Genomic DNA, 10,967 nt, shown 5'->3' on the forward strand with positions numbered 1-10,967 from the left:
GGCCCCAGGTGACCTCGCCGGCCGACCTGTCCGGATCGGGCACGGCGCCGCCCGCCAGGTTCAGGGCGTGAACGATGTCCTTGTACAGCGCCGCCACGGCCAGGGTGGTGCGATAGGCGTCGGTGAAGCCCTCGTCCGGCAGTCCGGCCATGCGGCTCGCCCAGGCGGCCAGTTCCTCGTGGATCTCGGTCTTGAGAATGCCGGCGAGCTCGGCGGCGCGGCCCAGATCCAGAGGCTTGCCGACCAAGGCCGCTTCCGTGCGCCGGGCGCGCCAGGGGTAGGGCGCGACCCCGCCGAACGCGAGGTTCGCTTCGAGCACGATCGCGTCCGCGTCGAGGCGGAAGGCGGCGCAGTGGTTGATGATGCTGTGGGCGTTGATGTCGCGCAGGGCGACCTTCTGGGGCAGCAGCACATCGCCCGGGCGGCCGTAGGGCAGGCGATAGCGCAGGATCACGAGACGGCGGTGCAGGTCGGGATCCTGGACGCACTCGGCGACGAGGGCCTCCAGGGTCAGCGTCCGGCGAACGACCGGTCCCGACGGCCCGATCTCGGCGACGTCTAGGCTGGCGCCGACGGCCACCAGGGCGGTGGCCAGGTCGCTGGGAAACGGCGCGTCCTCCTGGATGTGGGCCAGGACCATCATCGTGTTGCCGCCCAGGGTGGCGGCGTTGCGGACGATGCGTCCGGCCGTGCGATGGGCCATGAACCGCAGGGCGCCCAGCAGGGTCGAGACCTTGGGGACCTCGGCGCCGTCCGGGCCGGTCTCGAACTCGCCGCGCTCGCGCATCACGCTGTCCAGCAGGTCCATGAACTCGGCGTAGGTCGCGCCCGCCGGGACCTCCAGCGCGTCCGGGCCGACGACGGGCGGGGCGCGCAGTTCGCCGACATGGGCCAGGCTGATGCGGTCGCGCGCCGCGTCGGCCTCGGCCTTGTAGACGCCGTACGAGGTGTTGGCGGCCGTCAACCGCGCCTGCGGGTGGGCGCGYAGGTCGGCGGCCAAAGCGTCCAGCGACGTGGGCGACAGCCAGAGTTGGCCGTCATGGTCCAGGACGGCGCCGGTCGACGCCGCCTGGGCTTCCGGCGGGAAGGGGATGACGACGTCCCCGGTCGGCCTCTGGGCCTCCGCCTCGGGCTCGGGCAGGCATTTCATGCGCTCGGCCTCGTCGGCCTCGGTCCAGTCGGACGCGAAGGTGTGCATGCCGGTGACGATCGCCCGGTAGCCGGTGCAGCGGCAAAGGTTGCCGTCCAGGGCCGCCTCGATCTCGCGCTTGGTGGCCTGGGGATGGTTGGTGAGGAACTCAGACATGTTCATCACGAACCCCACCGTGCAGTAGCCGCACTGGGTGCCGTTGTTGATCGCCAGTCGCCACGCCACGGGATTGATCCCCTCGTTCGACCGTTCGGACGGTGCGTCGGCCACGGCGTCGCGCAGCCGGGCCATGGGGGGAGGGGCCAGCGGATTCTGCGCCTCCAGGGCGGCGGCCAGGACATGTTCGCGCTTGTCCGCCGCTTCGGCCTGGGCTTGGGCGATGACCGGCGCGGTGGCGCTCTCCGGCGCCGCCGAGCGGCCGAAGACGCCGGTGTGCTTCAGGTTGCGCGGGTTGGGCCGGCGAACCGAGCCGGTGCCCTCGACCGTGGTGATCGCCAGGCCGTTGAGGCTGGCCACCGGCCTCAGACAGGCGTTGATCGCCGCGTGCCGGGCTTCCTCCGCCCCGGCGTCCCAGTGGGAGAGAATGACGGTGCAACCGCCGCAACCGCCTTGGCCGCAGGGCTTCTTGGGTCCGGCCAGGGCGACGTTGGGCGAGCGTAGGTAGTCGATCAGCAGCAGGCTGGGAGGCGGGTTGTCCAGCTCGACCGCGCGGCCGTTCAGGAAGAACTGGAGAGACCCTGTTCCCGGCGTCCGCTCGTCGGCCATGTCGGCTTTCCCCGTTGAGACCAAGCCCGTTCACCGCCCCCAACGGGCAAGCGCGAACGCCCGTCTGCTCGAGAACGGAGACCGACTAGAATCAACTGTAAGGATAGTTATGTGGTGACGCAACCGAAGCGCGGCGTGCGTGGGAGCGGCCCCGAATCCGGCGTCCGCTCCCCGCGCCGGCTCAGTTCAGCCCCAGCGTCTTGGTGATCGCCGACCAGGGGACCAGTTTGAAGTTCTGGTTCTCGGGCGGCGAGACGTTGCGGCCGTCCTGGGCGACGAAGGCGCCGCCTTCCAGGCCCGCGCCCAGCGAGGCGCTGGTGACGTCCAGGCCGTCGGTCTCGGAGATCCCGTCGATGCCGCCGGCGCCGTCGGCGATCACCGCGAAGCTGCCGACATAGGCGTTGTCGCCTTCGCGCCGGAACAGGGCGTAGCTGTTGTTGCCCTGGCTGGAGACCACCAGATAGCCCTTGCCGCCGGCCTGGGCGAACAGGCCCACGCCCTCGAGGTCGTCCTTCAGGGCGGGGTTGTCGGCGACGCGGGCGACGGCCTTTCGCGCCGTCCCGTCAGTGGGTTCGGCGCCCAGCTTCCACAGCGCGACGTCCTCCTCTGCGACATAGAGCGCGCCGGTCTCGTCGTCGGCGACGCAGCCCTCGGTCTGGGTGTCGAACTTCACGTCGCGGACCTTTTCGGCGCGGACCTTGCTGGCCGGGGTGGCGATCAGCTTCCACTGGCGGACCAGGCCGTCCGGGTCGCTGATGAACACGAAGGTCGCGCCCTTCTTGTTGCGGTACATGCACAGGCCGTAGGGATCCGACAGGCCGGTGGCCTGAACGCCGTCGGCGACGCTGGTCAGCTGCCGGGTGTCGGGATCGATCGTGTAGATCGCGATGGCCTTGTGGGTCCGGTCGCTGGCCGTGACCAGGGTGACGGTCTTGCCGCCCAGCTTGAAGCCGTGGCGCAGATCGACATTGTTCATCTTGCCGTCGGGCAGGTATTGCAGCGGCTTGCCCGACAGRTCGTAGACCAGCATGCCGCCCTTCTTGTCGGTGGCGATGATGGCGCTTTTACCGGGATCGGTCGGGTGGACGTAGAGGGCCGGATCGTCGGCCGCGTCGCCGCCGTGGTCGACCGGCTTGGTCTCCATCGTCGCCGTCACCAGGGCCAGCTTGCTGGGCGCGACCGTCGGCGCATGGGCGCCCGGCGAGACGTTCAGGGCGGCGGCGACGTCCTTCCACGACAGCACCTGGGTGTTGGCCCCGACCTTGCGGTCGTCGGTGACCAGCAGGGCGCCGGCCGACAGGCCCGGGCCGACGGGCGTGCGCAGGCCGAACAGGCCCGAGGGGCCCTGCAGCACGTCCGCGCCGCCGGCCTGGATGCGGAACGCGCCCAGGAAGCGGTCGTCGGCGTTGCGGTCATAGACGTTGTAGTCGCCCGCGTCGGCGTTGGCGGCGACCAGGTAGTTCCCACCCGGGCCGCCATTGAGGACGGCCAGACCGCCGAGCTCGCCCTTGATGCGGCCCAGGCGGTTGATGTCGACCACCGTCGCCACGGCCTCGGCCTCCGGGTCGGCGTCGTAGCGCCAGATCCCGACCGCTTGCTGGGCGACATAGAGGGCGCCGCTGGCGTCGTCGGCGACGCAGTACTTGGCCTCGGACGACAGGTGCAGGCGGCGCACGATGCGGCCGTCCAGCTTGCCGTCGGCGACCTGGAACAACAGCCACTGGTCCAACTGGCCTTCTCCGCCCAGGGTGAAGGCGTAGAGCGCGCCGTCGCGGGCGTTCTTGTGCAGGCACAGGCCTTCGCCGGCGTAGCCCAGGGTCAGCGGGCGGGTGTCTAGGCTGGTCGCGGCGCCGCTGGCGAAGTCGTAGCGCGACAGGCGCAGGCGGCCGTCCTTGCGGTCCAGCACCGCGATCAGGTCGCCGCGCACATCGACGCCGTAGGTCTCGCCGCCGGGCAGGGCCGAGCGGCGCTGGCCGTCCAGGCCGTAGAACTCCAGCCCGCCCAGCTCGCCGGTGGCGGCGATCACGCTTTGGGCCGGGGCGGCGGCGTTGTAGAGCAGGGCCGAGGCGTTGGCGCCGCCCTGGGCGGTGGGAACGGTCGCGCCGATCGGGGCGACGCCGGCGGTCTGTGCGCCGGCGGTTTGGGCCGGGGCCGGGCAGGCGATCAGCAGGGCCAAGGCGCTGGCGGCGGCGAAGGCGGTGCGGCGATGGATCATGTGGTCCCCCTGTTGTCGCATCTGTGTCGTGCGATCTGGCTAGAGCGGTCGCCCTGGCGTCCCGCTGACGGGTCCGACGACAAAAATTGCTATAAAAATTCCAATAAAATTACAAAGTAGAATATCCATTCGTAAAACTCGGTGAGCAAGCACGCCGCCGACCGTGAGCGGCGAGGGAGGCGTTATGGCGAGACTTCGATACGCACTGATGACGGTCGCGATGATCGCCGCGCCCCTAACCGCGACCTTGATCACCGGCCCGGCGGCCGCGGCGTCGAGCGGTGGTCCGACCGGCGACCTGAAGCTGGAGCGGATGGTCATGGTCATGCGCCACAGCGTCCGCCCCCCGACCAAGTCGCCCGCCACGCCGGAGGGTACGACCGCCCAGCCCTGGTCGACCTGGACCACGCCGTTCGGCGAGCTGACCCCGCACGGCGGCGAGGGCGCGCGGCTGATGGGCGCCTACAACCGCACCTTCCTCGGCGCGCGCGGCATGATCCCGCGTGACGGCTGCGCGCCCAAGGGCGAGATCGTGGTCTGGGCCAGCGGCAAGTCGCGCGCCATCAAGACCGCCGAGTCGTTCGTCGAGGGCCTGCAGCCGGGCTGCGGCATCGTGATCGACCATCCCGAGACCGAGGACAACGATCCGGTCTTCCACCCGGCCGAAGGCGTCGACGGCGCTATCGCGTTGACGTCCGCCCAGCGGCAGAAGCCCGGCGTCGCCGCCGAGGCGCGCGTCCACGCCGCGGACTTCGCGGTGCTGCAACGGGTACTGGGCTGCGATCCCACCACAAAGGCGGGCTGCGACATCGCCAAGCGTCCGTCCGAGCTGAAGGGCAATACGGGCGACAGCCCCGACATCGAAGGCGCGCTGTCGATCGCCTCGACCGCCGGCCAGACGGTGCTGCTGGAATATGTCGAGGGCAAGCCGATGGACCAGGTGGGCTGGGGGCGCGCCTCCAAGGCCGACATCCAGGCCATGCTCCGCTTCCATCCGGTGAAGTTCAATTACGAGGTCGGCTCGCCCTACATCGCCGAGCGCTACGCCGCGCCGATCGCCAAGCGCCTGCTGTCGGCCCTGAACGGCGAAGCCGATACGGGCCGCCTGACCCTGCTGGTCGGCCACGACACCAACATCGCCGCCCTGCGCGGCTTCCTCGGGGTCCACTTCACCGCCGCCGACTATCCCCGGGACGATCCGCCCCCCGGCGGCGCCATGGGCTTCGAGCTGCTGAAGGACAGCGGCGGCCACGCCTTCTACACGGCCCAGAGCATGGACCAACTGCGCGAGCTGCAGCCCCTGACCGCCAGCAACCCGCCGGCCTTCTCGTACTTCCCGATCCCGGGCTGCGCCGTGAAGGGCGACGCCACGGTGTGTCCGCTGGCGACCTTCCAGAAGATCGTCGGCGGCAAGTTGGCGAACCCGGCGAAGAACTGAACCAATCGATCTTGGTGAAAACCGCAGGGCGGTCCTCGCGAGAGGGCCGCCTTCTGTTTTCCTTCTCCCCTTGCAGGAGAAGGTGGCCCGCGAAGCGGGTCGGGTGAGGGGGCTTTCAAACGCCAGACGAAGAAGGGCCGCACGCTTTCGCCGGCGATCGAACGGGAATGCGCTGGGAGTTTGGCGCGTTTGTGTTCGAGCGTGGAACGGATATTCTAAATTCAGAACGATCATATCGAGGGGCCGATGGGCGAAGCGACACCGGCGCCGCAAGCGGCGCCGAAGACAGCCGAGGAACTGCGCGCGGCGATTCTCGAGCGCCACGAGTCGCTGAGCAAGCGGCTGCAGCAGATCGCCCGCTACGTGCTGGACGAACCCAACGAGATGGCGCTGGAGACCCTGGCGGTGATCTCCGAACGCTGCGGCGTGCAGCCGTCGGCTATCGTCCGATTCGCCAAGACCTTCGGCTACCCCGGCGCCAGCCAGATGCAACGGCTGTTCCGCGACGGCCTGCTGTCGAGCCACGCGGCCCTGGGCTACGGCGAACGCGTGCGCCACTTCAACGAGGCGGTGGCCAAAAAGCCCGAGAGTGGGGCCGACGTGCTGGCCGAGTTCGTCGAGGGCAACACCCTGGCGCTGCAGAACCTGGCCCAGACGGTCAGCGAAGACGACATGGCCCGGGCCGTGAAGATGATCGACAAGGCCGAGACGGTTTATGTGGTCGGGTTCCGGCGCTCGTTCCCGGTGGCCTCGTACCTGGCCTATTCGCTGCAGCAGGTGAACAAGCGCACCCTGTTCATCGACGGCGTGGCCGGTCTGACCAAGCAGCAGGTCCAGACCATCGGCCCCAAGGACCTGCTGATCGCCGTCAGCGACCACCCCTATGCCGAGGAGACGATCCAGGCGGTCGAGATGGCGGCGGCGCGCGGGGCGGCGATCCTGTCGATCAGCGACAGCCTGGTCAGCCCGATCGCCAAGCCGGCCAGCCTGGTGCTGCATGTGCGCGAATCGGAGGTGCGGACCTCCCGCTCGCTGGCCGCCTCGATCTGCTTGGCCCAGGCGCTGGTCGTCGGATTCGCCTTCGAAAGCTCGCGCGCCAAGGGGCGCTCGGCCAAGGCCGCCAAGCCCGCCCGCTAAGCCGCGCCCACGCCGTCCAAGCCTGGCCCTGAATGCGCGCGGGTCCGAGCGCCGCCCCTCCCGCGACTCGGCGGCCTCCGACACAGCGCCGCCTTCCATGTTCGGATCAGTGATATCGTCAACAGGCGGCGCTGCCTCCGAAACCACGAGGCGCRTCGAGGCTCGGATCCTTCATGGATTGCATTTTGTCGGAATGTAGCGGTTCGACGTTGACAGTCGAGAAAGCTCACTGATATCGATAACAATGCCGGTCGGGACGCAAGGTGCGTTTTTGGCTTTCGACGACGCGGTCGGCCAACAGGTTCTGAGCTTCGCGCAAACGAGGTCGGGCCGAAGTCCAAAGGGGAGGAAATAATGGGTGCTCAAAGCCCTCGGCGCGATCGTACGCGCGGCTTGCAAGTTTCTCACATCGCGCTGTTCCTGGCGGCCGGCGCGAGCGCGTTTTCGGTAAGCGCCGCGCAGGCCCAGTCGGCCAGGCCCGCCGCGCAAAAGCCGGCGCCGGACACCGAGGTCAGCGCGGTCGACGAGATCATCGTCACCGGCGTCATGGCCGGCACGGCCGCCAAGAAGGCCAACGTCTCGTTCTCGGTGCTGAACGAGGACGAGATGTCCAAGTTCACCCCGATCAGCGCCGACGACATGCTGCGCGACATGCCCGGCGTGGTCGTCGAGTCCAATGACGGCGTGGCGCGCAACGAGGTGTTCACGCGCGGCATGACCATCGGCACGGGGGCCAACACCTCGGGCTACTTCTGGACGACCATCCTGGAAGACGGYCTGCCGGTCGTTCCGTTCAAGTTCAGCGGCTTCCAGGACGGCTATTTCTATCGCGCCGACATCTCGACCAGCCGAGTGGAATCGGTTCGCGGCGGCTCGTCGGCGACCGGCGTGACGACCTCTGTGGGCGCCACCTTCAACTACATCACCGGCGCGGTGAAGCCGGGCGGCGTCATCCAGGCCCGAGTCGGCTTCGAGGGCGAAGACCTCCACATGTCGTGGAAGCAGGTCGACGGCGCGTACGGCTGGGTCAACAAGGCGGGCGACGCCGGCATCGGCGTCAGCGGCTTCTATCGCCGCTCCAACGGTCAGGTGAACCCGGGCTATGACCTGAACCACGGCGGCCAGTTCAAGGTGAACCTCTACAAGGAATACCAGGGCGGCGGCGGCTCGGGCTCGTTCAACGTCATCCTGAAGCACCTGGACGACACCAACGCCGAACTGACCACCTTCCAGCAGCCGGCCTACGGCTACCAGGATCCCGAGGAGATTCCGGGCTTCGGCCGCGACGTGAACCTGTTCATGAACGGCGGCCAGCAGACGGTCCCGAACTACTTCAAGTCGGGCAGCCACAAGCTGGATCCGTCCGACGGCTATCGCTACCAGCAGGACGCGATTACGCTCAACTGGCGTCACGACACCGACGGCCCGTGGAGCTTCACGGGCGCGGCTCGCCTACAGAAGTCCGACTATCGGGGTCAGTCCTACAAGCCTCAGGGCCTGGCGTCGCTGGCCTCGGCGGCCGCGTCGCGCGAGCGCTACGGTCTCAACATCAACAACCTGGACCGCACGCCGGGCTATTACGAGTTCACCAACGCGGCCGGCCAGATCGTCGCTCGCGTGGCCAACAACGTGGCCGGCTCGCAGCTGGGGACCAACTATCGCACCGGCGCGGCCTGTCCGCGGGTCACGGCGACCACGTTCCAGGCGAACAGCCTGTGCATCGTGGCCAACAGCCTGCCCAACCGCGACATCGACATGCGCGGCGGCCTGGTCACCGCCACGATCCCCAACGCCGACGGCAGCTACAACTCCGGCGTCGTGCCGGTCGCCAGCGGCTCGCAGGACCTGGTTCTGCTGACGCGGGCCGAGGACAACGACCGTGGGTCCAAGGACTTCATGGCCAACTTCACCACGACCTATCACGGCGACAATTACAGCCTGAACCTTGGCCTGTACGTCTCGCGGTCGGAGCAGGCCAATGACAACTGGGCCAACGGCCTGGGGATCTCGGCCTGGGCCGACGGGCAGGTGCAGAACCTGAACGCCCGGTACGTCACCAATACGGGGACGACCTATCAGCTGACCGACGCGGGCGGCTGGGGCTCGTACGGCAGCGGCCTGTTCACCACGGTGTCGCAGCGCGCCAAGATCCTGGAAGTCTCGCCCTATGCGGGCTTCAGCTGGTCACCGGGCAAGTTCGACTTCAACGGCAGCGTCAAGTACCAGCACTTCGACGCCAAGACCTATTCCGAGACCTGGGACACCCGCAACGCCGGCGCCGCGTCGCTGGCCAACGGCGGTCTCGATGGCGATCCGCTGACCGTCTACGACAACGTCTACATGACCCAGACGGCGTCGAAGATCATCCGCGCCGACAAGGATCTGGGCCTGTTCGATTACAGCGTCGCGATCGGGTACAATTTCAACGACAAGCACAAGATCTATTACCGCTGGACCGACGCCAAGCAGCCCTCCTCGGGGGTGGTCAACCGCTACTCGACGGCGGCGACGCTGGTGCGTCCGCTTGGCCCGACGGCCTTCATCAAGGGCCACGAGGTCGCCTACACGTTCGGCGACCGCAAGTTCAACGGCCAGATCACCTACTTCTACCAAAACTTCGCCGTGAACGATTATCCGACCGCGGTCGACAAGGACAATGTCTCGACCTACCTGCTTCCGGAGAACTTCAACAAGTACTTCACTCGGGGCGTCGAGGGCTGGGCCAAATGGCGCATCACCCGGAGCCTGGAGTGGTCGCCGTCGGTGACCTATCTGAACGGCAAGACTACCGAGGCCTATAACTGGCTCAACACCGGCGCCAACGGCCAGGGCGCGGACGACGACGTCCTGCGGGTCGACTCGGGACTGCTGGCCCGTTCGCCGAAATGGACGGTCAGCAACACGCTGTCCTATACGTACAAGGACTTCCGCTTCAACGTCCGCCACCGGTGGATGGATGTGCGCAAGCTGAACACCAACTCGCTGGACCATCGTTTCCTGCCCAAGCAGGACAACGTGGATGTCTCGGTGCAGTACGAGGGTCTGGCCAAGACCAAGATGACCCTCGATGTCCGCAACGTGTTCGATACGCAGTACATCTCGGCCTACGATCCGATGATCAGCAGCAACCTTCCGGCCAACGTCCAGGTCTACGACGTGGTCGCCCAGCTGCCGGAGTCCGGCTACCTGCTCAAGCGCAACGCGCCGCGCTCGGTCTGGCTGACGGTCCGGCGGGAGTTCTAGGTCCAGGACCTCCAAGGCCCAGCCGCATGGCGAGCGAGGGGGCGGTTCTCCACCCCCTCGCTTCCAGCCTGACTTCCAACGCCGCCAGAGAGCAGCCCGCATGACCAGGCCCGGATTGATCGTCGCCGTCGGCGCGCTTCTCGTCACCGCGTCGGCCCAAGCGGCCACGCCGTTGATCGACAAGATCGTGTTTGGCGACGCCGCTTCCGAGGCCCGGCATGCGGTCGACGCCAAGGCCTCCGAACAGGTCACGGGCGGCCTGGGCGCGTCGGCCAGACGCCTGCCGCCCGCGTCCGTGGGCGCCCGCTTCAGCGGCGACCTGACATTCAAGCTCGCGGTCGATCCAAGCATCCAGAACTACGCTTCCGTCCGCCTTTGGGGCGGCGACGCCAACGACAACAAGCTGACCCTGTTCTGCGACGGCAAGCAGGTCGGCTACCGGCATCTGGGCGACGTCGAGATCCTCGACATCGGAACCCAGGCCCCGCCCTTCGCCGGGCGCTTCACCTACCGCACGTTTCCGCTGCCCCTGACCCTGACCAAGGGGCGCGCGCAGCTGGATTGCGCCATCCGCGCCAGCGGGCCTTATGCCGTCTACAGCAACCAGTTCGAGACCTTYCAGAAGCCGATGGTCCAGCCTTCACGGCCGATCTACGCGCTCTATGTCCACGCCGAGCCCTTCCTGGAGACGAACGAGGCCACGGGTCAGGCGCCGCCGATCGCGCCGGCGGGGCCTTCGGCGGGGCCTTCGGCGGGGCCCGAGGTCCTGGAGGGCCTGAAGGCCCGGGTGAACCTGGAGATCGAGCGCAAGCTGGCCCAGGCGGGACCGCTGGACGTGCTGGAGTCGCAGTTCATCGCCCGGGCGTATGGCCTGTCCTGGACACGGGCCTACAAGAACCCGCAGGTCGTGCGGAAGCTGATCCAGAGCGGCGACGCCTATTTCGCCAGGTTCCTGGCCGACCCGAAAACGGTCTATGTCGACGCCTCGCGCACCAATCCCGACTGGGAGGTGCTGGGGC

Annotated in this window: 6 protein-coding genes; 4 read left to right on the plus strand and 2 right to left on the minus strand. The window is 68.1% G+C overall.

Annotated elements, in window-relative coordinates; translation table 11 throughout:
• Positions 1–1,915: 2Fe-2S iron-sulfur cluster-binding protein (locus tag AC1DZ6_RS09685; protein ID WP_477096976.1), on the minus strand; the 1,915-nt coding region annotated here is incomplete at its 3' end.
• Positions 1,916–2,096: 181 nt separating this feature from the next.
• On the minus strand, positions 2,097–4,130 hold the full coding sequence (locus tag AC1DZ6_RS09690; RefSeq protein ID WP_477096977.1) for a phytase: 2,034 nt from the start codon (positions 4,128–4,130) through the stop codon (positions 2,097–2,099).
• Between the two features lie 208 nt (positions 4,131–4,338).
• On the opposite strand from AC1DZ6_RS09690, the gene AC1DZ6_RS09695 reads away from it, so the two are divergent.
• From AC1DZ6_RS09695 to AC1DZ6_RS09710, 4 genes are all read left to right on the plus strand, one after another.
• On the plus strand, positions 4,339–5,568 hold the full coding sequence (locus AC1DZ6_RS09695; RefSeq protein ID WP_477096978.1) for a histidine-type phosphatase: 1,230 nt from the start codon (positions 4,339–4,341) through the stop codon (positions 5,566–5,568).
• A 246-nt stretch (positions 5,569–5,814) separates the two neighbouring features.
• Complete coding sequence (locus tag AC1DZ6_RS09700) at positions 5,815–6,705, plus strand: MurR/RpiR family transcriptional regulator (protein ID WP_477096979.1); 891 nt, start codon at positions 5,815–5,817, stop codon at positions 6,703–6,705.
• 393 nt (positions 6,706–7,098) lie between these two features.
• Positions 7,099–9,948, plus strand: a complete 2,850-nt coding sequence (locus AC1DZ6_RS09705) for a TonB-dependent receptor plug domain-containing protein (RefSeq protein WP_477096980.1) — start codon at positions 7,099–7,101, stop codon at positions 9,946–9,948.
• A gap of 100 nt (positions 9,949–10,048) precedes the next feature.
• Positions 10,049–10,967, plus strand: a 919-nt coding sequence (locus AC1DZ6_RS09710; RefSeq protein ID WP_477096981.1) for a hypothetical protein, incomplete at its 3' end; no start/stop codon positions are given.

It is taken from the genome of Caulobacter sp. P1_B12_2, assembly GCF_056406675.1.

Coding starts and splice junctions, on each gene's coding strand:
- AC1DZ6_RS09695 (WP_477096978.1), top strand. CDS start 4,339: ATGACGGTCGCGATGATCGCCGCGCCCCTAACCGCGACCTTGATCACC.
- AC1DZ6_RS09700 (WP_477096979.1), top strand. CDS start 5,815: ATGGGCGAAGCGACACCGGCGCCGCAAGCGGCGCCGAAGACAGCCGAG.